This window comes from Mesorhizobium sp. M1C.F.Ca.ET.210.01.1.1 (genome assembly GCF_004791585.1).
In the GTDB taxonomy this organism is placed as follows: Bacteria; Pseudomonadota; Alphaproteobacteria; order Rhizobiales; family Rhizobiaceae; genus Mesorhizobium.
The window spans coordinates 1-21792 of the sequence record NZ_SRUU01000015.1; the positions used below are offsets into that span (position 1 = coordinate 1).

The 21792-nt window shown below is 65.2% G+C and carries 18 protein-coding genes and 1 riboswitch; of the genes, 5 read left to right on the forward strand and 13 right to left on the reverse strand.

What is annotated here, in order from left to right:
* Positions 1-230 precede the first annotated feature (230 nt).
* A riboswitch (FMN riboswitch) is annotated at positions 231-380 on the forward strand.
* A gap of 76 nt (positions 381-456) precedes the next feature.
* From EN853_RS17905 to EN853_RS17920, 4 genes are all read left to right on the forward strand, one after another.
* Positions 457-924: a 6,7-dimethyl-8-ribityllumazine synthase gene (locus tag EN853_RS17905; RefSeq protein ID WP_127861058.1), complete on the forward strand. Its 468-nt coding sequence runs from the start codon at positions 457-459 to the stop codon at positions 922-924.
* A 153-nt stretch (positions 925-1077) separates the two neighbouring features.
* On the forward strand, positions 1078-2142 hold the full coding sequence (gene fba, locus EN853_RS17910; RefSeq protein ID WP_059185845.1) for a class II fructose-bisphosphate aldolase: 1065 nt from the start codon (positions 1078-1080) through the stop codon (positions 2140-2142).
* 207 nt (positions 2143-2349) lie between these two features.
* Positions 2350-2508, forward strand: coding sequence for a peptide ABC transporter permease (locus tag EN853_RS17915; RefSeq protein WP_127861057.1), 159 nt, complete (start codon positions 2350-2352; stop codon positions 2506-2508).
* Positions 2509-2600: 92 nt separating this feature from the next.
* Complete coding sequence (locus EN853_RS17920; RefSeq protein ID WP_127861056.1) at positions 2601-3326, forward strand: MgtC/SapB family protein; 726 nt, start codon at positions 2601-2603, stop codon at positions 3324-3326.
* Positions 3327-3342: 16 nt separating this feature from the next.
* Here the strand turns inward: EN853_RS17920 and EN853_RS17925 are convergent, their stop codons facing one another.
* The 12 genes from EN853_RS17925 to EN853_RS17980 all read right to left on the reverse strand — a co-directional run bounded on the left by EN853_RS17925 (position 3343) and on the right by EN853_RS17980 (position 18242).
* Entirely contained in the window at positions 3343-4578 is a 1236-nt protein-coding gene (locus EN853_RS17925; RefSeq protein ID WP_127861055.1) for a VWA domain-containing protein, read from the reverse strand.
* Complete coding sequence (locus EN853_RS17930) at positions 4571-6829, reverse strand: DUF5682 family protein (RefSeq protein WP_127861054.1); 2259 nt, start codon at positions 6827-6829, stop codon at positions 4571-4573. The genes EN853_RS17925 and EN853_RS17930 overlap by 8 nt, the downstream gene beginning before the upstream one ends.
* A 3-nt stretch (positions 6830-6832) precedes the next feature.
* Positions 6833-7912: an AAA family ATPase gene (locus EN853_RS17935; protein ID WP_127861053.1), complete on the reverse strand. Its 1080-nt coding sequence runs from the start codon at positions 7910-7912 to the stop codon at positions 6833-6835.
* 31 nt (positions 7913-7943) lie between these two features.
* A complete protein-coding gene (locus EN853_RS17940; protein ID WP_127861052.1) occupies positions 7944-9377 on the reverse strand; it encodes a DUF5691 domain-containing protein in 1434 nt (477 codons plus the stop codon).
* Positions 9374-10762 (reverse strand): SWIM zinc finger family protein, encoded by a 1389-nt coding sequence (locus tag EN853_RS17945; protein WP_245517094.1) that lies wholly within the window; start codon positions 10760-10762, stop codon positions 9374-9376. The genes EN853_RS17940 and EN853_RS17945 overlap by 4 nt, the downstream gene beginning before the upstream one ends.
* 123 nt (positions 10763-10885) lie before the next feature.
* Positions 10886-12163 (reverse strand): trehalase family glycosidase, encoded by a 1278-nt coding sequence (locus EN853_RS17950; RefSeq protein WP_127861050.1) that lies wholly within the window; start codon positions 12161-12163, stop codon positions 10886-10888.
* A 16-nt stretch (positions 12164-12179) separates the two neighbouring features.
* The gene (locus EN853_RS17955; protein WP_127861049.1) at positions 12180-13220 is read right to left on the reverse strand and encodes an ABC transporter ATP-binding protein; all 1041 of its coding nucleotides are present in this window, start codon (positions 13218-13220) and stop codon (positions 12180-12182) included.
* 21 nt (positions 13221-13241) lie between these two features.
* Positions 13242-14087 carry a carbohydrate ABC transporter permease gene (locus tag EN853_RS17960; protein WP_127861048.1) on the reverse strand — a complete coding sequence of 282 codons (846 nt, stop codon included), beginning with the start codon at positions 14085-14087 and terminating at the stop codon, positions 13242-13244.
* 13 nt (positions 14088-14100) lie between these two features.
* The gene (locus EN853_RS17965; protein ID WP_127861047.1) at positions 14101-14946 is read right to left on the reverse strand and encodes a sugar ABC transporter permease; all 846 of its coding nucleotides are present in this window, start codon (positions 14944-14946) and stop codon (positions 14101-14103) included.
* 70 nt (positions 14947-15016) lie between these two features.
* On the reverse strand, positions 15017-16288 hold the full coding sequence (locus tag EN853_RS17970) for an ABC transporter substrate-binding protein (protein WP_127861046.1): 1272 nt from the start codon (positions 16286-16288) through the stop codon (positions 15017-15019).
* A gap of 36 nt (positions 16289-16324) precedes the next feature.
* Complete coding sequence (locus tag EN853_RS17975; RefSeq protein WP_127861045.1) at positions 16325-17368, reverse strand: substrate-binding domain-containing protein; 1044 nt, start codon at positions 17366-17368, stop codon at positions 16325-16327.
* Between the two features lie 220 nt (positions 17369-17588).
* Positions 17589-18242, reverse strand: coding sequence for a glutathione S-transferase family protein (locus EN853_RS17980; RefSeq protein ID WP_127861044.1), 654 nt, complete (start codon positions 18240-18242; stop codon positions 17589-17591).
* Between the two features lie 315 nt (positions 18243-18557).
* On the opposite strand from EN853_RS17980, the gene EN853_RS17985 reads away from it, so the two are divergent.
* Positions 18558-20762, forward strand: a complete 2205-nt coding sequence (locus tag EN853_RS17985; RefSeq protein ID WP_127861074.1) for an adenylate/guanylate cyclase domain-containing protein — start codon at positions 18558-18560, stop codon at positions 20760-20762.
* Positions 20763-20922: 160 nt separating this feature from the next.
* Here the strand turns inward: EN853_RS17985 and EN853_RS17990 are convergent, their stop codons facing one another.
* A complete protein-coding gene (locus EN853_RS17990) occupies positions 20923-21792 on the reverse strand; it encodes a FecR domain-containing protein (RefSeq protein WP_127861043.1) in 870 nt (289 codons plus the stop codon).

Here is a 21792-nt window from a genome sequence, read left to right on the forward strand (position 1 = left end):
GTTCAGGTTGATGGTTTTACCGGTGGGAAGGGACCGGGCCATGCCACGGCCTGTCCGAAAGGACGACCAGGATCCACTCGGTCTCCTTCCCACTTCAACCATACACCGGAACCAACACACAGGATCCTGGGTCTGCGCGCGTCGCTTCGCTCCATGCTCGGCCCTGGGATGACGACCGAGACGTCATTGCCGATTGACAGCGGCGGCCCGTCCTTCCATACAAGCCGCGTTAATGTTCTCAGGGCGGGGTGAAAGTCCCCACCGGCGGTAAGAGCACTATGGTGCCTCAAGCCCGCGAGCGCTTTCCGGCAACGGAAAGGTCAGCAGATCCGGTGCGATTCCGGAGCCGACGGTTAAAGTCCGGATGGAAGAGAACGTACGCAGGACGGTCCGCTCGCGCGGACCGGTTTTTGCGTCGTGCGTCCTGATTCTGGTTCGAAACGGAAGGAAGGACCCATGAATCAGCATTTCCCCAAAAGCAGCGAAGTCCGCCGTGTCGCCGTCATCCGGGCGCGCTGGCACGCCGATATCGTCGACCAGTGCGTCACGACCTTCGAGGCGGAGCTTGCCGCACTCGGCGGCTTTGCCGTCGACATCTTCGACGTACCCGGTGCCTATGAAATCCCGCTGCACGCCAAGACGCTCGCCGAGACCGGCCGTTACGCCGCGATCCTCGGCACCGCTTTTGTGGTCAATGGCGGCATCTACCGGCACGATTTCGTCGCCAGCGCCGTCATCGACGGCATGATGACGGTGCAGCTTGCGACCGGCGTGCCGGTGCTGTCGGCCGTGCTCACGCCGCACAATTTTCACGATAGCGCCGAGCACCACCGCTTCTTCCACGAGCATTTTCAGGTGAAAGGCAAGGAAGCGGCGAAAGCCTGCGTCGAGATTCTTGTCGCGCGGGCGCGGATCGCCGCCTGAGCCCGACCGATGCGCCAGAACTAAACCGATTTGGATTTCAGGACCGCAACGAGAGTGGTTGCGGTCCATCGGAAATCCGGCCAGAAGCAACTGGTTGGGCCTAGCCTGACCATTGGTAAATCGCGCCTGCAACCAAATACAGGAGACCATTGAGTGGCTCGCATCACACTGAGACAATTGCTCGACCATGCCGCTGAACACGGCTATGGCGTGCCGGCCTTCAACATGAACAACATGGAACAGGGGCTCGCCATCATGGAGGCGGCCGAGGAGACCAAGTCGCCGGTCATCCTGCAGGCCAGCCGCGGCGCGCGCGCCTATGCCAATGACGTGGTGCTGGCCAAGCTGATCGACGCGCTGGTCGAGATCCACCCCGACATCCCGGTCTGCATGCATCTCGACCATGGCAACAACGAAGCGACCTGCGTCACCGCGATCCAGTACGGCTTCACCTCGGTGATGATGGACGGCTCGCTGAAGGAGGACGGCAAGTCGCCGGCCGACTACGCCTACAATTCCGGCATCACGCGCCGCGTCGTCGACATGGCGCATTGGGGCGGCGTTTCGGTGGAAGGCGAGATCGGCGTGCTCGGCTCGCTGGAAAGCGGCGGCGGCGAGCAGGAAGACGGCCACGGCGTCGAAGGCGCGATCAGCCACGACCAGTTGCTCACCGACCCGGTGCAGGCCGAGCAGTTCGTGCGCGACACGCATGTCGACGCGCTGGCGGTCGCCATGGGCACCAGCCACGGCGCGTATAAATTCTCGCGCAAGCCGGACGGCGCGGTGCTGGCGATGAACGTGATCGAGGAGATCCACCGCCGCCTGCCCAACATGCATCTGGTCATGCACGGCTCGTCCTCGGTGCCGGAGGAATTGCAGGAGATCATCAACAAATATGGCGGCCAGATGAAGCCGACCTGGGGCGTGCCGGTTGAGGAAATCCAGCGCGGTATCAAGCACGGCGTGCGCAAGATCAATATCGACACCGACAACCGCATGGCGCTGACCGGCGCGATCCGCAAGGTGCTGACCGAGAACCCTAGCGAGTTCGACCCGCGCAAATATCTGACGCCGGCCATGGCCGCGATGAAGAAGCTTTGCAAGGAGCGCTTCGAGCAGTTCGGCACCGCCGGCAACGCGCCGAAGATCAAGCCGATCCCGTTGTCGGACATGGCCAAGCGCTACAAGTCAGGCAGCCTCGATCCGAAATTCGGCTAGTTTTTCGACTCAATTCCGGACGGAAAGCCGCTTTCAGACTTTTCCTGGAATTGCTCTGAGCCATCATCTCCCGCGACCGGCTGAATGCCGGTCGCGGGTGTCTACTCGCCCGCCGCGCCGCCAGAACGCATTCGGCGGAACTTCATGCCAGCGGATCGGTTCCTGTTCCGACACCTCCCAGGCCCACCCTCAGGGAAGGGGCAGACCATGAGCAAGGATCGCGACAGGGAAGGCCGGGTCTTTTCCGGACGGGACGCGCGACAGGGCGAAATCATCCTGCGCACGCGTGCGCGCCGCATCATCTTCATTGCCGGGCTGGTCGGCATCGTCTTGCTGGCTTTGGTGCTGAGCATCGCGCTCCCGTGAAGGGACGGGCGGGCCACGGAACCATCGGTGGCCAAGCCTAGTTGAACGTTCCAGACGCAACGGAGGGCGCGCCTGGGCCGCCCTGATGGACGATGTTTGAGCCGCTTTGCTGCGACATGCCGCTTCATCCGACCTGGCCGGACCTCGTCGCGCGGCTGTTGCTGACGCTGCTAGCAGGCTTCCTCATCGGCTTGAACCGCGAGGCGCGCGGCCATTCCGCCGGGCTGCGCACGACCATTTTGGTCGGCCTTGCGGCTTGCGTTGCCATGGTCCAGGCCAACATGCTGCTCGACGTGACCGGCAAGGGCCCGGACTCCTTCGCGCGCATGGATGTGATGCGCTTCGCGCTCGGCGTGCTCACCGGCGTCGGCTTCATCGGCGGCGGCGCCATCCTGCGGCGCGGCGATCTCGTCACCGGCGTCACGACCGCAGCGACGATGTGGATCATGACGATGATCGGGCTGGCCTTCGGCGGCGGCCAGTTCGGCCTCGGCGCGATCGCAACGGTGCTCACCCTGGTGACACTGCAGGCCCTCAAATGGGTCGACCTCAAGATCCCGCGCGACCACAAGGCGGTCCTTTCGGTCTCATGGCCGAACAGCTCGCCGCCTGACCTCCAGGAAATGGTGCGGCCGCTCGGCTATAGCGCGCGCTTCGCCGGCATGGAGCACGACACCGACCGCAACCGCTTCGTTTTTTCCTTCAATATCCAGTGGACGCAGCCCGACGCGGTCGAGCCCTCGACGGACGTGCTGGCGCTCGTCGGCGAACACTGCTCGGTCGAACGCTTCGAGGTGATTGGCGAGAAGCCGTTCTGAGTGTCGATCGGCAGGCCTACTCGGCCGCGTTTGGCGTTTCGGCATCGGCGCGGATGAGCTTGATATCCGCTCCCGCCGCCCAGGCGCCGATGTCTTCGCGGCGCAGCGCCGCCGCCATCATGTCGGGGAAATGGTCCGGCGTGCAGGCAAAGACAGGGATACCCATTGCCGCGACCGAACCGGCCATGGAAGGGTCGTAGCCGGGCCGCCCCTGGTCGGTGAGGGCCAGAAGCACGATGACATTGACGCCCGAGCGGACAAGTGCTGCCAGCCTTTGCAGAAGCTCCCTGCCGTTGCCGCCTTCGTAGAGATCGGTGATCAGCACGAAATGCGCCTTGGTCGGCCGCTCGATGCGCTCGGCGCAATAGGCGACCGCCTGGTTGATGTCGGTGCCGCCGCCGAGCTGGACGCCGAACAGCACCTCCACCGGGTCGCTGAGTTCTTCCGTCAGGTCGACGATCGCCGTGTCGAAGCAGACGAGCTTGGTGCGCACGACCGGCAGCGATGCCATCACGGCGGCGAAGATCGAGGCGTAGATCACCGAGCTTGCCATCGACCCGGACTGGTCGACGCACAGCGTCACCTCGTCGAGGTCGACCAGCCGTCTCTGGCGGCGCACGAAACCGACCAGCTTTTCCGGCACGACGGTCTTGTGGTCCGGCTGATAGTGGCGAAGGTTCGCGGCGATGGTGCGTGGCCAATCGATGTCGCGCTGCCGCGGCCGGTTGGTGCGCCGCGACTTATCGAGCGCGCCGCGGATCGCCTCGGCAGTCTTCTGCTCAAGACGCTGCATCAGCTTGGCGACGATGTCGGAAATGATCGAACGAGCGATGTCCTTGGTCTTTTCCGGCATCGCCGAGCGCAGAGACACCAGATCGGCGACCAGATTGACGTCGGCCTCGATCGCCTTGAGGAATTCCGGCTCCATCAGCATCTGCTTCAGGTTCAGCCGCTCGAAGGCGTCCTTCTGCACGACCTGAACGACCTGCTCCGGAAAGAACGAGCGGATATCGCCCATCCATTGCGCGACGCGAGGCGCCGAGCGGCCGAGCCCGCCACGGCGCTTGCGCGGATCGCCGCCGGCCTCGCCACTGCCATCGCCGTAGAGTGCGTCGAGCGCCGCCGAAAGGCGCCGGTCCTCCGCCGACAGCGCAGGAGAAGACTGATCGTCGGCACCGATCGCCAGGCGCCAGCGGCGCTCACGCGTCCCCTCCGGCGGATCGAGATCCGGCCCGATCGTTCCATCATCCATGGCTGGGCTCTCCTGCAAGTAGCTTGCCGATGAGACCAAAATGCCTGCGCCAGGCCTCGCCGCCATCGGGTGCCGGCGTCAGTCCGGCAGGCAGACTCGCCCGGCGGCCAAGCACGGCCTCGATCAGTCGCCGGCGCTCCATGCTGTCGAGGTTGGAAAAGACCCGGCGCAGCAATGGCAGATGCGCGACGAAGGCTTCCTCGTCGAGCGAGGCCAGCCACGCATCGACGGCGGCGCGCAGGCCCTCGTCATAGATCAGCCTCTGGCCGGCGCCGCTGAAGAAACCTTCAAAGAAGGCGGCGGCATCGAGAACAGTCGTTCCTGGCGACAGGCGCTTCGCCAGCAGATCGGCCGTGGCTTCGGCGGAGAGCCGCCCTGCCTCGTAGAGCAGATGCGCCGCGCAGCCGGCCACGAGCGCCGTCGAGCGCGATGAATCGAGCACGGCCGCCAGCCCACCACGCCATGCCTCCAGAACATGCTCGTCGGCTTCTACCAGCTTTATCGCCGCGTCGGCCTTGCGCAGGGCGTCCGTCAGCGCCGCGGCAGCCTGCGCGTCGAGGTCGCGCGCCGCGTAGGGCAGCGCGATGGAACCTTCAATGATCAGGCGTTCCAGAAGGTCGGCGAGCCGCTCCGTCTCGGTCTTGCGCGCTTCGCCGTAGCGGATGATGTCGGCAAGCGGCGGCACCGAGGCCAGCAGCTCCAGGCATTCGCTGCTGTGCGCCGCCTTTTCCTCAAGCGCAGCGAGACCGGCCGCGGATGCCTCGCTCAGGGCGGCGGTGATGGCGCTCTGGACCAGCGTGGCCAAAGCATCGAGCGTCGTCGCGACGCCGATCATCTGGACCAGGCGGCCGTTGGCGGCCTTCTCGATGGTCGGTCCGTAGATCAGGTTCTCCACCAGGCGGACGGCATATTCGGGCTGCCAGGCCAGCATCCAGCGCTCGCGAAACGTGCCGCGGCTGCGACCGACGTCCGTCAACCTGCCCCAGTTCACGCTGAGCACGTTCAGCCGGTGAAGCAGCGTCGAGCGGAAGAGCCCGCTCTCGCTGCGCAGGTCGATGGAAAGTTCCCGCTCGAGCGCTTCCGGCTTCAGCCGGGCTGCTTTCTGGTTGCGCTGCAGGTCGTCGATCAGCGGCGCGAGCGGCGTGTCGGGCGGGATCTCGCCGACATCGGCGCCAAGCAGCAACTCCGCCTCGACCATCTTCCACAGCAGGGCCTCGCCGTTGAAGAGCGCCGCAATCGAGGCATCGCGCAGTTCCTCGAAGCCCGGCTTCGGCCGCTCGCGGATGGCGGCGAGCGCCCGCGCCAGACGCTCGGCCTCGATCAGCGAGGCGGTCGAGATCATGTGGCCTTTCGTTCTGAGAACCGAAGCGATCCGCGCGAGCCACAGGATGGAGGAGTCACCCTGCCCGCGCGTCTGCCACAGGTGCTTGCACCAGCCGGGCGCGACGACGCCGGCGCCATAGCCATAGCCCAGCGCCAGCCGCGGCCCCGTCCATGGCGCGAAGGTCATCATGGTCTTGCGCCGGGCCATTCCCTTGAGCAGCGCCTGGTCGCTCTTTTGCGTATGCGCTGCTTGTAGGGCCGGCACGTGCCAGGCGCCGCAGACGACGGCCAGCGGCCCGTCGAACTCCTTTCGCGCCGCGGCGATCTCGAGACGCATATGCGCCTCGCGCATCGCCTCGAACCTGCCGATCGAAGTCTCATCCTCCCGCAACGTTGTCATCGCGTCGGCGATCGCCGCGAAGATCGGGCCGGGCTCGGGATTCTGTTCGATGATGTCCGACCACCAGCTTTCGCCGTCCTCATAGCCGGCGGCGTGCGCCAAGGTGCCAATCGGATCATGGATCCGCGATGCCTCTTCGCCCTGCCCGTCCGTGGCCGCTGCTTCGACGGCATCGATGTCGGTCGAATTTTCGGACGCCTTCTCGGCCAGCCGTGCGGCCGACGGCAGGTCCATGAAGCGCAGCGCCGCCTTGTTGGCGACAGCCCAAAGCGCCGCCTGATACTCCGGCGAAAATTCGGCGAAGGGCCAGAAGCTCGTCGCGGCGGGATCGTCTTCCGGATAGCAAAGCAGCGCCACCGGCGGCTTCATCTCAGGGCTGGCGAGCAGCGGCAGCAGCGGCGAAGCATCCGCCGGCCCCTCGATCAGCACGGCGACCGGCTGCAATTCCCGCAACGCCTCGACCAGGCTCTCGGCGGAGCCCGACCCGTGATGGCGTATGCCGAAATAGCTGATGCCGCGCTCAGTCATGGCTCAGATGGCCGCATTGAGCGCCGCGTAATAGCCGGCATAGTCCGGCCGCTTCTTCAGCACCGTCTCCAGATATTCCTGCAGCACGACCTTGTCCTGGACCGGGTCCTTGACGATGGCGCCGACAAGGCTTGGCGCAAGCCCTTCGGCGTGGAGCTTGCCACCGTCGAACCACGCGGCCTGGCTGAGGCCGCTGATCATCGTGGCGATCGCCTCGGCGGTGGACAGCGAGCCCGACGGCGTCTTCAGCGTCACCTTGCCGTCGGCGGTCGCGCCGGAACGCAGCTCGCGGAAGATGGTGAGCACACGGGCGATCTCCTCGCTGACATTTTTCGGCACAGGCAGGTCCAACCCGCCGGCCATCTCGCCGACGCGCCGGGAGACGATGGAGACCTCTTCCGCCATATCCTCCGGCAGCGGCAGCACCACAACATTGAAACGCCGCTTCAGCGCCGAGGAGAGCTCGTTGACGCCCTTGTCGCGATTGTTGGCAGTGGCGATGATGTTGAAGCCGCGCTGGGCGTAGATCGAGGTGTTCAGCTCGGGCACCGGCATCATCTTTTCCGACAGCACGGTGATCAGCGTGTCCTGCACGTCCGAGCCCATGCGCGTCAGCTCTTCCAAGCGGCAGAGCTTGCCGTCCTGCATGGCGCGGTAGAGCGGCGTCGGCACCAGCGCCTCCTGGCTCGGGCCCTTGGCCAGCAGTTGGGCATAGTTCCAGCCGTAGCGGATCTGGTTCTCGTCGGTGCCGGCGGTGCATTGCACGATGAGCGTCGAGTTTCCCATGATGGCGCCGGCGAGATGTTCCGAGACCCAGGATTTCGCCGTTCCCGGAACGCCGAGCAGCAGCAGCGCCCGGTCGGTCGCAAGTGTTGCGACCGCGGTTTCCATCAGTTGCCGGCGGCCGACATATTTCGGCGTGATCAGCGTGCCGTCGTTGGCCTTGCCGCCCATCAGATAGGTGAGCACTGCTTTTGGCGACAGGCTCCAGCCGGCGGGCTTTTGCCGGTCGTCGCCCTGCGCGAGCGCCTGCAGTTCAGCGGCATAGACCTGCTCGGCCGGGAGGCGGATGGCTGCGTTCATGCGATCTTCTCCGGATTGATCAGCTGTTATCTCAGGGTGGATTTCCGGCCAGCGCCGCGTTGAGCCGCAGCAGGCCGAGCGATGGCGATGCGGGCGGCAGGCCGGCGGCGACGACCTCGCCAATCAATTTTTCCGCCGTCAAAGGATTGGCCAGAAAACCCATGGTTTCGAGATGTTGCTCGGCGCTTCGTTTCATGACGTCCTTGTCACCCGAGAAGGCGGACCGCAGCGCTGAAAGCGCCTTGCCTTTGGCGAGGTCGCCCCATTCCAGCCAGCCTGCTTCCGCACCTTCGACCAGGTTGAGCGCGGCCAGATTTTGCGCGTCATTCAGGATCTGCCTGATCAGGACACGCTTCCTGCCGCTGTCCAAACGCAACATGAGCTGGAGGACGAGAAGCGCCAGCTTGCCGCCAGCGGCGACAAGCAAATCTGCCAAACAGGCCACCGCAGCATCGCCGCCAGACACCGAGACCATTCGAACTAGAAACAGATCGGCATTGTCATCGACGCCGAACTGCCATGCGCCAATGAAATCGGCCTCTGTCTTGCCGAAGCGGGCGACGAGATCGCCGAAATAACAGGATGCGAACAGGTCGGCGCGACGTGCTTGCTGCGCAGGCGACTTGAGTTTTACCGGTGCGTAGGTGGTGCGGCGGCGTATGAAGCCGGCCTTGCCTTCCTCGATGAAAGCGGCGAGCTCAGCTGTCGGATCTTCCGACCCGCCATCAGCCGGATTGCCGTGCTCCCCCAACCTTGCCAGGAGCCGGCCAGCCATTTCGCGCACCTTGCCCGAACGATCGGCGGAGAGGCTTTTCAGGAACGGAACGTCAGCGGCCCCCAGGCCGAAGCGCAAGGGTTCGATGAGCGCAAGCCTGACCTCCGCAGACTCGCTTGCCCCTTTCGTCTCGATAAGGGTCCGCGCCAGGGCGGGCATGGTGCGCCGCAAGTCGACCAAAGCAGCACGGCGCGCGGCGGGATAGAAATCATCCCAGGTTTCTGCTGTCAGATGCTCGCGCCGGGACTGTTTTTCGCCCTCCGCGCCGGCCTGCCAGTCGATCCAGGGAGCGTAGACCTCCGGACTTTCCTGATATGACGCTGCAGGCATCCAATCCATCGGATGCAGCACGAAGCCGCGGCTGGCGACGAGCGTGGCCACACGGGTCTTGAGCCTCGCATCGGTTGCATATTTCAACGCGGCACGCAGCAACGGCCGCAGCCGTTCGGGGAGCATTGGCAAGGCCAGCACCGGCAGCGGCGGGCGCCGTTTCAAGGTTTTCGGCGCCGCCGGGCGGAGCGCGACATCGAGCGCCTGCGCGGCGATGGCCAGGAGCCGCCGCTCCTGCTCGTCGGGACTGGCAGCAGCGGCAACATCTTTCCATTCGGCGGGGGCCAGCTCGAATGCGGCGCCGCCCGAAACCCAGCCGTCGCGCAATCGTGCCAGCCCTGCCTGCTCCAGCTCGTTCATGACAGATCGAGCCTCCCGATGCTGCTTTGCGAGGCCAGAAGCTCGAGCCTGGCGCCGTTCCAGAGCGCCGCTGTCGCCGCAAGGTCGAGGCCGAGCAAAGTCTGGCTGACCGAGCCCGCGACAGGCAGGGCGATGCCATGCGGATCGCCGGCCGCCTGCCACCAAGCACCTTCCTTCTCGTCCAGCGCGATCGCGCCGGCCGGCAGGATGATGGGGCAATCGGACAGCCACGGCGCGCCGTCCTGGAAGGCGGTATAGGCGGCAAGCGGATCGCCGGCGGTGCCCTCGGGGAAGGCTGGCCACGCGCCAGGCGCCGCATCGCCCAGCCGCTCCGCGATCAGTGCCCGCAGCGGATTGCGCGACGGATAGAACACCAGCCTCGCCCTGAAGCGGTCTCCCGGCGCGAAGGCGCCGGATCGCCGCCCTGCCGAGGCTGGGAAGAAATCGAGCAGGACAGCAAAGCGCGGAGCGGAGCTTTTCAGATCGAGCAGCCATGTGGCGTGACTGACCAGACTATCGCGGCGCGTCTCGATCTTCTCTCCGAGCACCTCCCAATCGCTCTCGACCTGGACGGCATCAGGACTGGCGAGGATCTGGTCGCGAGTCTCCGATGTCGAGACGAGGCGCTTCAGCTCCGCATCGTCGGGCGCGGCCCGCCAGGCCTTGGCAAGCAGCACCAGCTTGCCGAGCTCGCGGATCGCGGCATCCGGCCGCTCTTCGCTGCGCAGCGCCATCAGCCGCGCCGGCAGCTCGTCGATACGCCCGGCAAGCGCGGTCGCCTTGAGGTCGACGAGCCGTGCCGCGATGCGGCGGCAGCGCTCGCTGCAGGCATCGACAAATCCGGCAAGGCCAAGCCGCAGTTGGTCGGCGATCCACTGGTCGAGCTCGTCGAGCGCGGCCGACACCGCGCTTCGCGTGTCCTCAGCCCGCCTGCGCTGCGCCGTCTCGCGGCGCTCGGCGGCCGCGGCGTCCTCGACCGGGGCGTTCTGCTCGGGCCGCGAGGCCTCGTCGATGCTTTTGCCTTCCGCGCGTGCTGGTGCTTGCGCCGGCGGCTGCCCCGGCTTGCGGCGCCGGCCAAGCCAGTCGTTCACCCAGTCCGGCGTCTGGTCGACAAGCGCGAAGCTGGCCGGCGCCGTGGCGCCGATCCACATCAGCGCCAGTATGTGCTTGCAGGGGAATTTTCGCGACGGACAGGTGCATTTGTAGCCATGGTCGCCGGTGTCGAACATGACCCGGTAGGGATTCGACCCGGAACCCTGGCATTCGCCCCAGATCAGCCCCAGTTGCTCATTCGTCTCGAGACGCGGCCAGTTCGAGCGCTTGGTCAGCTTGGCGGCGGCGCCAAGCGAGGCCTGGTCGGGGGCTAAAGCCTCGATTGTTTTCAAATCCAGCTGCAAGCCGCCCCCTCATGTCTCCCGAAGCATGATGTCGCGACGATTGATAGCCGTTTGCGGCGCGCTGGTGTAGCTCCCGCCGCCGCAAAGTTTACCGGCTCGATAAACGCGCGCTTACATTCCGCGCAAAAATTCGATGACCATCGCCGCCGTCCAGGTGAAGCGGCCGCCGCCGAGCGGTTCACCAGTGAGCGGGTCGTAATATTCGGCGAAGCCGCTTTCGGTGATCAGATCGATGCTGGAGCGGGTGATGCGGTTGGCGACCTCGGTGTGACCGGCAGCGAGAAGGCCGTCGGCGATCATATAGTTGACGACCAGCCAGACCGGGCCGCGCCAGTAGCGCTTGGCGTCGAAGCGCGGGTCGCCAGGATCGTGCGAGGGCACGATGTGGCGCGCCTTGCCGGCGAGGCGCTCGACGCTTGCCGCGATCGCGGCGGCGCGCGCCTCCGGCACGGCGGCGAAGGCCGGCAGGATGCCGCCGACGGAGGCACTGTCGACGAGCTTGCCGGTGATGCGGTCGAGGCCGAGATATTGGCCCTGCGCCTCGCTCCACAGGCGCTCCATCGCGGCAATGCCCTTTTCGGCGCGGGCGCGGTTGGCGGCGGCGATCCCGGTCTCGCCCAGTGCCTCGGCAAGATCGGCAAGATCGGCTGCGGCACGGATCAGGATGGCGTTGAAGCCAGGGTCGACAATCTGGAACGGCGAGGCGTCGTGCAGCTTGGCATTGTCCCAGCCGAGCCCGCGGAAATGCTGCACCAGCCAGAGATAGCGGTCGTATTGCGCCTGGGTCGGTCGATGCGCCGGATCGGCGTGCAGGATATCGCGTCGCGTGTAGGGCTCGACACCTTCGGTCGGCACGCGCTCGAAGGCATCGTCCCAGTCGATGGAGTTGTCGCGGCCGGACTCCCAGGGATGGATGATCGCAACCAGCCCCTCCCTCTTGGGGTCGCGGTTCTCGTAGAACCAGCGGTGCCAGGCGTCGATCTTCGGCAGCAGCCTGCGAGCCCGCTCTGCCGCCAGCTTGCTGTCGCTCGCGCGGTCGAACAGGCGGCGCACGGCAAAGCCGGCGACGGCGGGTTGGGTGATGCCGGAGGTCGCGGTCCGGCGGCCGGTGCGCCAGACCTCCGGTCCAGGAAAGTAGCCATCGTTCCAGACATGGAAGACGATGTGCGGCACCATGCCGTCGGGCCATTGATGCGCGAACAGCGTCTCGATCTCGGTCCAGGCGCGCGCCTCGTCATAGTGAGCGAGACCGAGCGCGGTCAGGCAGGAATCCCAATTCCACTGGAACGGGTAGAGCCCCTTCGTCGGGATGGTGTAGTCGCCGTGGTCGTTTTCCTTCAGCACCTCGACGGCGCGGGCGATGATGTCTTGGGCGGCAGAGGCGGTCATGGCGGATCGAGGTCTTTCAGAGGGCATTGGTGGTTTCGGGATCGAACCAGCGGATGCGGTCAGGCTTGGGGGCGAGCCGCAGGCGGTCGCCGACGGCAACGGCGGCACCGGAGTCCAGCACGGCGCGGAACAGGCCGCCTTCGACATCGCAAGTGACCAGCGTGTGCGGCCCGAGCGGCTCGATGACGCGAACTGTGGCCTGCAGTCCTTTGTCGCCCGCCTCGACGTCCTCGGGGCGGATGGCGAATTCGATCTTCTGTCGATCCGATTTCGGGCCGGGCAGCGTCAGCCCGGCCACGCTCCAGCTGCCGTTCGCGGCTTTGGACGCGGGCAGGAAGTTCATCGGCGGGTTGCCGATGAAGGAGCCGACGAAACGAGCGGCCGGATTGCGGTAGACCTCGACAGGTGAGGCCGCCTGGACGATGCGGCCCTGATGCATGACGGCGATGCGGTCGGCAAGGCTCATCGCCTCGACCTGGTCATGGGTGACGTAGATTGTCGTGGTCTTCGATGCGGCAAGCACGCCCTTGAGTTCGGCGCGCATCTCCAATCGAAGAAGAGCGTCGAGGTTCGATAGCGGCTCGTCCATCAGGATGACGTCCGGCTCCATGGCGAGTGCGCGAGCAACCGCGACGCGCTGGCGCTGGCCGCCGGACAGCTGGCCGGAATAGCGCTTCAGAAGCTGCTCGATATGCATCAGCTCGGCGGTGCGGTTGACGCGCCGCTCGACCTCTTGCTGCGGCAGCTTCTTCATGCGCAGGCCGAAGGCGATGTTCTCGAACACGGTCAGATGCGGGAAGACGGCATAGTTCTGGAACACCATGGCGATGCCGCGGTCGCGCGGCGGCAGATGGTCGACGCGGCGACCGCCGATCCAGACTTCGCCCTGGCTGGGCGTCTCCAGCCCGGCAACGATCCTGAGCAGCGTGGTCTTGCCGCAGCCGGAGGCGCCGAGCAGCACCATGAATTCCTGGTCGGCGATGCTGAGGTCGACCTGATGCAGCGCGGTGAAGCCGCCGAAGCGCTTGGCCACTCCCTTGATGGCGATTTCAGCCATGAGCGTTCTCCGTCTCGCGCGTCATCGGTTGGCGATCCCCCACATGGCGAACAGATATTTCCGGACGGCGAAGATGAAGATCAGCGCCGGCACGACCAGGGCCGCGCCGCCAGCGAATTTGAGGTAGAGCGGCGACTCGCCGAGGCTCTGCAGCAGGAAGGCGGTCAGCGTGCGGTTCTCGATGGTGAGCACGGCGGCGGCGAACACCTCGTTCCAGGAAATGGTGAAGGCGAACACCGCCGAGGCGGCGATACCGGGCAAGGCCAACGGCAGGATGACCTTGCGAAAGGCCTGCCAGCGGGTGCAGCCGAGCGTCCAGGCCGCCTCTTCCAACTCGACCGGGATGCCCGAGAACAGCGAGAAGGTGATCAGCACGGCAAAGGGCAGCGCCAGCGTGGTATGCACCAGCGCCAGGCCGAGCGCGGTATCGTCGAGGCCGGTGCGGATGAACATCACCGCCAGCGGCAGCGCCAAGAGCGGCAGCGGGAAGGCGCGCGTCATCAGCACCAGGAAGCGGAAGGTTCCCTTGCCCGGGAAATCGAAGCGCGACAGCGCGTAGCCGGCCGGCGCGCCGAAGCCGATGGACAGGATCATCGTCAGTGTGGCGACGAGCACCGAGTTCCACAGCGCACTGGCAACGCCGGCGAAGTTGATGAAGAAGGACAGGCTGCCGATATCGAAGGACGGGAAGAAGCGCTTGGGAAAGGCAGTGACCTCTTCCGGCGACGACAGCGCGTTGACGATCAGGAGATAGATCGGCAGCAGCACCCAGACGCAGAGCAGGATAGCGGCGGCGACGAGCAGCCAGTCTCCGGCCTTGCGGGTGTCAGCGGTGGCGGCGACCGGCGCCTCGGCGACGGCGCTCATAGGCGCGCCTCCTTCATATCCGTGCCTCCTTGGGCACGCGCAGTACTCTCAAGAAGAACAGCGTGAACCCGATCGAGATGGCGAGGATGAGCAGCGCCGAGGCGGCGGCGACGTTGCGATCCTGCAGCGTGAATTGCCAGTTGTAGGTCTCGCCCATCAGCACCGGCAGATTGGTTCCGCCAAGGGCCGCGACGACGGCGAAGACCTCGAAGGCGAGAATGACGCGCAGGATGATCGCCGTCTGCAGCGAGGGGCGGAGCAGCGGCAGGGTGATGCGCAAGAACCGCTTCCACGGGCCGGCCCCGAAGACCTCCGCGGCCTCGTAATATTCCCTGGGGATCAGCCCCATGCCGGCGACGAGAATGACCATCATGATCGCCGTAGCGCGCCAGATCTCGGCCAAAGCGACGGCAATGAAGATGGTGAGCTTGCTCTGGTAGCCAAGGAACATGACCGGCCGGTCGACGATGCCAAGGCTGGAGAGCAGCGTGTTGAGGAAACCGGACTGGTCGAAGATGGCGAGCCAGATAAGGCCGGCGGCAAGGTCGGAAATGCCGAGCGGAATGGCAAAGATATAAAGTGCGCCGCTGCGCCCGGTCTCCAGCCGCGACACGATGCTTGCCATCAAGAGCGCCATGGCGAGCTGGATCGGCACGACGATGGCGGCAAGCAGCAACGTGTTGCGTACGGTGGCCGGAAACTTCCAGCTACCAGCCATGGTGCGGAAATTGTCGAGCGTGAAGGCGCCGTCGCGGGTCACCGCTTCGAAAGCGACGAGCACGAACGGATAGAGGAAGAAGACGCCTAGGAACAAAGTTGCCGGCATCAGCAGCAGATAGGGCAGAGCCTTGCCGTTCATCGTAGCGTCCTTGTTTGCTGGTCTGGGCGCCCGGAGCGCAACAAACTCCGGGCGCCCCCTCGGGAGGATCCTATTCGACCGGGCAGGCGCCCTCTGACGGCTTGTCCGGCGCCCAGCACGGCGCCTTGGCCTGGTCGATGATCGCCTTGAGCACCGCTGCCTGCTCTTCCAGCACGCCATGCACGTCCTCGCCGCCGAGCACGATGCGCTCGAAGCTGTCGCTGTAAACCTGGTTGAACTTGCCGCCGAGATCGCCGAGCCCCATCGGCGGCAGCGCCGGCAGCGCATCGGGCGCGCCCGTCATGGCGGCGATCACCGGCGCGAAGGCCTTCACCGAGGCCGGCACGTCGTCGGGCAGCTTGACGTCGACGACGGGAAAGAAATTGGTCGCCTTCAGCGTCGCGATCTGCGTTTCCGGCTTCAGCATATAGGCGACCAGCGCCTTGGCCTTGCCGACATCGGGCGAGGTCTTGGGGATGGCGACGCCGGCCACCACCGGCATGAAGCCACGGCCGGCGGGACCGGCCGGCGCCGGGAAGGCGACGAAATCGTCGGGCTTCTGGTTGAAGGCGCCGGCGAGGCGCGCGACGTGGTCGAAGGCGACCCAGACCTCACCCGACAGCAGCGGCTCCTGCATGAAGGCGTAGTTGGTCGAGTTCGGATTGGTGTACTGCCACAGCTCCTTGAACTTGTTCCAGGCGGTCTCGGCCTCCGGTGAACGGAACTTGGTCACCATCGAGCCGGTGTAGGACGGATAGAGAAAACCTTCGAAGAAGCGGTGCTTCAGCCCCTTCGGACCGGCCGGCAAGCCGAATTTCGGCGAGCCGGTCTTTTCGGCGATCGTCTTCGACCATTCGATGAGCTGGTCGTAGGTGATGGTGTTGAGATCGACACCCGGCGGCAGATATTGCAGCGCCTGCTTGTTGGCGGCCATCAGGAAGGTCGCCTGCATCCAAGGCATGTATTTCTGTTCGCCGGTGCCGAGCATGCCGAGCTTCTTGTAGGCCTCGTTGACCTTGACCCCTCCGACGTCGACGGCGGAGAGATCGACAAGGCTGGCGCCGACGGTGGAGAAGTCGCCATGCAGGCCGCCGAGCAGGCCGATGGCGCCGGAGCCGGCCTGCAATTCGGCCTGCAGGCGGGTGAGCCAGGGGCCGTCCTCGGCGACCTGATAGTCGACCGGGCCGTCGAACCCCTTCAGCACCTGGTCGCGCATCTTCTGCGTCTCCTCGACCGGCCGCGCCTGCGTCGACCAGAACAGCACCTGCTGGGCGTGGGCGCCCCCAGCGGCCAGCGCCAGCGCCAGCGCCGCGCCCGCCAGTTTCCTCAATGCGTTGATCATGCTCTTCCTCCCTGGATATGCGCCGTCACGCCGGCGTCAGTTTCTTGCCCGCGGCGCGGGTCCATGGCTCGCCCTCGGCACCAGCGTCGGCCGGATCAGCCGGGTCAGCGGCTCCGCCGGCCTGTCGGCGATGACGGTGAGCAGCATGTCGGCGATCTCGCGCGCGCACTGGCGGATCGAGGCGTCGAAGGTGGTGAGGCCGGGCGGCGCATAGGCCGAGGCGACGACATTGTCGAAGCCGATGATGGAGAGGTCACGCGGCACGCTGAGACCGGCGCGTGACGCCTCCTCCATCACCGTCAGCGCCAGTTCGTCGAACAGGGCGATAACCGCAGTCGGCCGATTGGGCGCCTGCAGCATGCGGTTGACGGCCTGGATGCGGGCGCCGCGATCGAAGCGCGGGGCGGTCGCCACGTCGAGCCGCACCGAAGGGTCGCCGCGACGGGCGATCGCCGCGGCGAGACCGTCCTGCCGCAAATGCCGGAACGTCATCGGCTCGGAAATCGTCACCAGGCCGAAATGGCGGTGGCCGAGATCGTAGAGCATGTCGAAGGCCTCGCCGAAGGCATGGGCGCCGTCGGTGTCGAGCCAGTTGTAAGCAAAGTCGCTGTCGAGCAGCCGGCCGTGGGCAACGAAGGGAAAGCCGCGCCGGCGCAGATAGGCGAGGCGTTCGTCGACCTCGGCGATACGGGTGATGACGACGCCGTCGGCCCGGCCGGATTCGACGACATGGCGCAATACCGCCAGCTCGGCCTGGTCCTGCGCTGCCGTGGCGAGGATGAGGTCGGCGCCATGCGCCACCAGCCCCTCGCCGAGCCCGGTGATGAACTCGCCGAGGAAGGAATCGACCAGATTGGGGCCGCGGATCGGCAGCACCAGGCCAACGAAACCACTGCGGCCGGAAACCAGCGTGCGCGCCGCAGTGTTGGGCACATAGCCAGCCTGGCGCGCCGCCTGGGCGACGCGTTCGCGTGTCTTCAGCGCGATCTGCTGATGGCCGGCAAGCGCCCGTGACACTGTCGTGATCGACAGGCCGAGGCTGGAGGCAAGCTCCTTCAGCGTGGTTACACGGGCCGACAATCGTTCCTCCCCGAACGCGATGTTGAAACGTTTGTAATCGCCTTTTGCAGAATTGCAAACGTTTTAAATTTTTGCGGATGATCCGTTGCCCGCGGCGTGCAGAGCGGCCGAGCTACCACTTCCGAAGGAACAAGCGATGCCGGAGCAGCTCTCGGAATGAGTTGCCGCTCTCAAGATAGCGAGCGCGGCATAGCGATGCGCGAAGGCGTGGATGTCGCTCCTAGATCGATCGTGATGCAGCCGTGGCAACCGCCAACTGAGCATCGAAAGCGCGTTTGAAGGCGGGGCGCGCTTCGCCGCGGGCGACATAGGCTGCGAGGTTCGGAAACTCGTCCAGCAGGCCCGACCTGTTCAACCTGCGCAGCACCGTCACCATCATAACGTCCCCGGCGCTGAAGTCGTGGTCGAGCCAATCGTTATCGCCAAGACGAGCCGAGAGTTGGCGCAGCCTGTCGCGGATGCGATCATGGACCATGGGCAGACGCTGCTCGTGCCAGCTCTCATTGCCCTCCTGAAAGAGCGCCACTTGCAGGTCGATAATCGGCGGCTCCACCGTATTGACCGCGCAGAACATCCAGCTGATCGCCCGCGCCCGGGCGTTCGCATCGTCCGGCAGCAAACCGGCGTAGTGTTCTGCGATATGCAAGACGATGGCGCCAGACTCGAATAGAGCGAGCCCGCCCTCCTCAAAGGTGGGGATCTGCCCGAATGGATGAACCGCGAGATGGGCGGGTTGCTTCATCTCTTCAAACGAAACGAGGCGGACTTCGTAAGGCTGGCCAGCTTCCTCAAGTGCCCAGCGCACACGCATGTCGCGTGCCTGTCCCCTGCCGCCGTCGGGCGAGCGTTCAAAGGCGGTGATGGTGAGGGTCATCGGCGGGCTCCGGGTGCATGGTTGGCGAGTGTGACACGCATGATTGCGACGACCTTCCGGCCATCCAGTTTCTGCGCTTTCCACCCAAATGACGAACGAGCGGCGCGGCTCCCGACAACGCGCCTCGTCTTTCTTTTGGGGCCTCATGCCGTCAAGATGAACTTGCCGGGCTGATCGCCGGATTCTGTTGGGCGGTAAGGTTGGCGATTGCACATTAGCCAGGAACGATGCAGCCTAGCCCTGAGGCGCGAAAGCAACTTCCCGGGGCGGGACCATGCTGGAAGGACAAGCGGCACAGCAACTGGTGCAGAAGTCATGACACGCGCTCAGTTGGCCGGCGTCATCCTGGGCTTGTCGCTGGTAGCGGCGCTTACCATTGTCCGGGCGCGCGACCCGCAGCCGTTGAAACTGGCCCGCGAAGCGACGTTCGACCAATATCAGAGGCTGGCACCGCGCCGCTTCGAGTCGATGCCCGTGCGCGTGATCGACATCGACGAGGCCTCACTACAGCAGTTCGGGCAGTGGCCGTGGCCCAGGGACCGCATGGCGACTCTGGTCGAGAAACTGACGGAGCTTGGTGCGGCAGCCATCGCATTCGACATCCTTTTCTCCGAGCCCGATCGTCTGTCGCCCCGCACTGTTGTCCGCGACGTGCCAGGCATCGATCCTGCCCTGCTCGACCGCCTGCCCGACAACGACGATATCTTCGCCCGGTCGATCGACGGCAAGCCAGTTGTCCTGGGTTACGGCATCTCCAACGAAGGGAACTATCGGCCGCGAATGAAGGCTGGCATCGCCTTTACGGGCGAGAGCCCGGTCGATGCTCCTCCCCATATCAGGGTAGCCACACCGCTGCGGCCGCAGCTTGAGGCCAATGCCGCCGGCATCGGACATATCAGCCTCAATCCGGGCAGATCGACCGCGGTGGTGAGGACAGCTCCACTCTTTCTGACTGATGGCCAGCAGCTTTATCCGGGTCTTGCCCTCGAAGCCATGAGGGTGGCGCAGGGTGCCTCCACCTACGTCATTGCCGGCGCGCCGGACCGGCAGGGCATAATGACCTCCGTCAAGATCGGCGACTTCGTTATCCCGGTGACCTCGGCCGGCGAACTCTGGCTCTATGTCAGTCCCGACAGGGCGGAACGGTATGTTTCGGTTAAGGACGTGCTCGCACCCGGCGGCGTCTCGCCCGAAACAAGGGCCGCGATCGAGGGCAGCATCGTGTTTGTCGGTACTTCCGCCCCTGGGCTGCAGGACATTCGTGTCACGGCGCTCGGTGAGAACGTGCCGGGCGTCTCGCTCCACGCGCAGATGGTGGAACAGGTACTGTCCGGCCACTACCTGTCGCGGCCCGACTGGGCAAACGGGCTGGAAATCGCGTCGATCGCGATGCTCGGCATCCTTCTGGTGATCCTCACGATTTTCGTAAGCCCCGCGATTGCGCTCGCCTGCGGCCTGGCGATCACGGGCCTGGCGCTCGTCGCATCATGGCTTGCCTTTTCGCTTGCGGGACTGCTGTTCGACCCGTTTGCGCCGATCGTCATGGGCACGATCACGCATTTTGCGACAACCTCTTTCCGCTTCCTGGTGACTGACCGGGAGCGGCGGGCGATCCGGCGGGCCTTCGGCCAATATTTGTCGCCGTCGCTTCTCTACCGCATCGAGCACACGCGCAACGCGCTGCGTCTTGGCGGAGACGACCGCGAGCTGACCGTGATGTTCGTCGATGTGCGAAACTTCACCGAGATCAGCGAAAGACTGCCGCCCACCGCCGTCGTGCGGTTTCTGAACACGCTTCTCGACGCGCTCAGCCGTCACGTCACCGCCAACGAAGGCACACTCGACAAGTTCATCGGCGATTCGATCATGGCCTTTTGGAATGCCCCGGTCGATGTCACCGACCATCCCGCCAAGGCCGTTCGCGCGGCATTGGCCATGCGCGAGACAATTGCTCGCCTTAACGAAAGCGATGCATTCGGATTCGGGACCGGACAGACGGTTCGCATCGGTATCGGAATCCATACCGGCGTCGCCTGCGTCGGAAACATGGGTGCGGAGTCGCGATTCAACTATTCGGCCGTTGGCGATGCGGTGAACATCGCTGCGCGTATCGAGACAGCGTGCAAGACGGTGAGTTTCGACATCCTAGCGTCCGACGACACAGTACGATCGCTGCCAGGCTGGGCCTTGCTCGACGCGGGATCGCTGGAGCTCAAGGGAAAGAGCGCGAGGACGAGAATCAATGCCGTCGTCGGCGATGAAAATGTAGCGTCGTCGCCGGATTTTGCGGCATTGCGGCTTCTCCACGGCAAGCTCGTCGAGGCGTTGCATTCGCGCTCGCCACGCAGCCGAAAGATCGTCGCGGCGGCCAAAGCCAAGGCCGCGAGCCTGCCGGTAGGCTTGCAGGACTTCTATGGCCGGATATCGCGCAGAGCGGATGATTTTGTCGCCAAACGGGCGGGAGCAGCGGTGGAAGCGAATGCCGGCTATGCGGAGCAACAATTCGGCTCCGGTTCCTGACCTGCATTCATACAAGGCGGTCGACCGCCGGACTCGCTGCTGTTCAAGGGGCGACGATTTCGTCCACCCCGACGTAGAAGCGCGTTAGCCCGACCGATTACCAGACACGCCGAGAAAAGAACGGCTATCCGTTGCTCTTGCCGTTGCCGCCGCCCTTGCCCTATCCCTTCCTGCCAGGACCGTAGGATTTTCCGGGATTGCTGGGATCGTGCTTGCCCGGATCATTTCCATGCCCGTTGTTGCCGTCATCAACGTCGCCCTTCGGCGGCGGGCTCGGCGGATTGGGCGTGCCCGGACTGGGCGGTGCCGGTGAGTTGCGTTGCTGCGGCCGCGCCGTGTGCTCCTGCTGAATGGCGGCCGCCATCCCGCAATTTCCGCCGCTTGTGGCGAAGCCTCCCGAAAGCTGCTGATTGCCGGTCAGAAACGGCAATGCCCGCGAGGTGCCGAGTGTGGTGAGCACGGATCGATTGACCTTGATGACGTCGGTCATTGCGCCCGATGGTGACGCGACCACGCAATCGCAGCGCCGCTTCAGTTCCCTGCATCCGCCGCCGCTGCAGAATCGGGCCTGCCCCTTCAGGAGCACGACGGCGGTTTTGCCGTTGGGCGCGATGTGGATATCGAATGCTGTTCCCCGCACGCCTATCGTGCCTGCAGGCGTCACGATCTGGTAGGCGGACGAAGGCGAGCTTCCGCTTATCCAGCGAAACGTTCCCTTGGCGGCGCGGATGGTAAGCTTCTTCACGGAATTATCATCGTTGAAGATGTACTTGTCGATGACGACGGAAGAACCCCAACCCACCGCCAGCTTGGTACCATCCAGGAACACGAATTGGCCAAGCCCGGAATTGGATGTGCTGATACGTTCGTCCCGATGAACGGGCGACTTGACTTCCAGCGGTCCGGTTGCGCCGGTAACGGCAGTCTTGATCACGACTGCCTGGCCCACCGCTTCGGCAGCCATTGTCGGTGTCGCATTGTTGAGTGTCGCGGCCAGGGCGACAATAGCAGCCCACCTCAAGGACGGCAT

Bases quoted from the DNA above. Each gene is read 5' to 3' on its own strand.
- EN853_RS17980 (WP_127861044.1), bottom strand. From the start codon at position 18,242: ATGACCCTCACCATCACCGCCTTTGAACGCTCGCCCGACGGCGGCAGG.
- EN853_RS17940 (WP_127861052.1), bottom strand. From the start codon at position 9,377: ATGAACGAGCTGGAGCAGGCAGGGCTGGCACGATTGCGCGACGGCTGG.
- EN853_RS17965 (WP_127861047.1), bottom strand. From the start codon at position 14,946: ATGAACGGCAAGGCTCTGCCCTATCTGCTGCTGATGCCGGCAACTTTG.
- EN853_RS17925 (WP_127861055.1), bottom strand. From the start codon at position 4,578: ATGGATGATGGAACGATCGGGCCGGATCTCGATCCGCCGGAGGGGACG.
- EN853_RS17970 (WP_127861046.1), bottom strand. From the start codon at position 16,288: ATGATCAACGCATTGAGGAAACTGGCGGGCGCGGCGCTGGCGCTGGCG.
- EN853_RS17990 (WP_127861043.1), bottom strand. From the start codon at position 21,792: ATGCCGTCCTTGAGGTGGGCTGCTATTGTCGCCCTGGCCGCGACACTC.
- EN853_RS17950 (WP_127861050.1), bottom strand. From the start codon at position 12,163: ATGACCGCCTCTGCCGCCCAAGACATCATCGCCCGCGCCGTCGAGGTG.
- EN853_RS17930 (WP_127861054.1), bottom strand. From the start codon at position 6,829: ATGACTGAGCGCGGCATCAGCTATTTCGGCATACGCCATCACGGGTCG.
- EN853_RS17955 (WP_127861049.1), bottom strand. From the start codon at position 13,220: ATGGCTGAAATCGCCATCAAGGGAGTGGCCAAGCGCTTCGGCGGCTTC.
- EN853_RS17905 (WP_127861058.1), top strand. From the start codon at position 457: ATGAATCAGCATTTCCCCAAAAGCAGCGAAGTCCGCCGTGTCGCCGTC.
- EN853_RS17960 (WP_127861048.1), bottom strand. From the start codon at position 14,087: ATGAGCGCCGTCGCCGAGGCGCCGGTCGCCGCCACCGCTGACACCCGC.
- EN853_RS17985 (WP_127861074.1), top strand. From the start codon at position 18,558: ATGACACGCGCTCAGTTGGCCGGCGTCATCCTGGGCTTGTCGCTGGTA.
- EN853_RS17915 (WP_127861057.1), top strand. From the start codon at position 2,350: ATGAGCAAGGATCGCGACAGGGAAGGCCGGGTCTTTTCCGGACGGGAC.
- EN853_RS17920 (WP_127861056.1), top strand. From the start codon at position 2,601: ATGTTTGAGCCGCTTTGCTGCGACATGCCGCTTCATCCGACCTGGCCG.
- EN853_RS17935 (WP_127861053.1), bottom strand. From the start codon at position 7,912: ATGAACGCAGCCATCCGCCTCCCGGCCGAGCAGGTCTATGCCGCTGAA.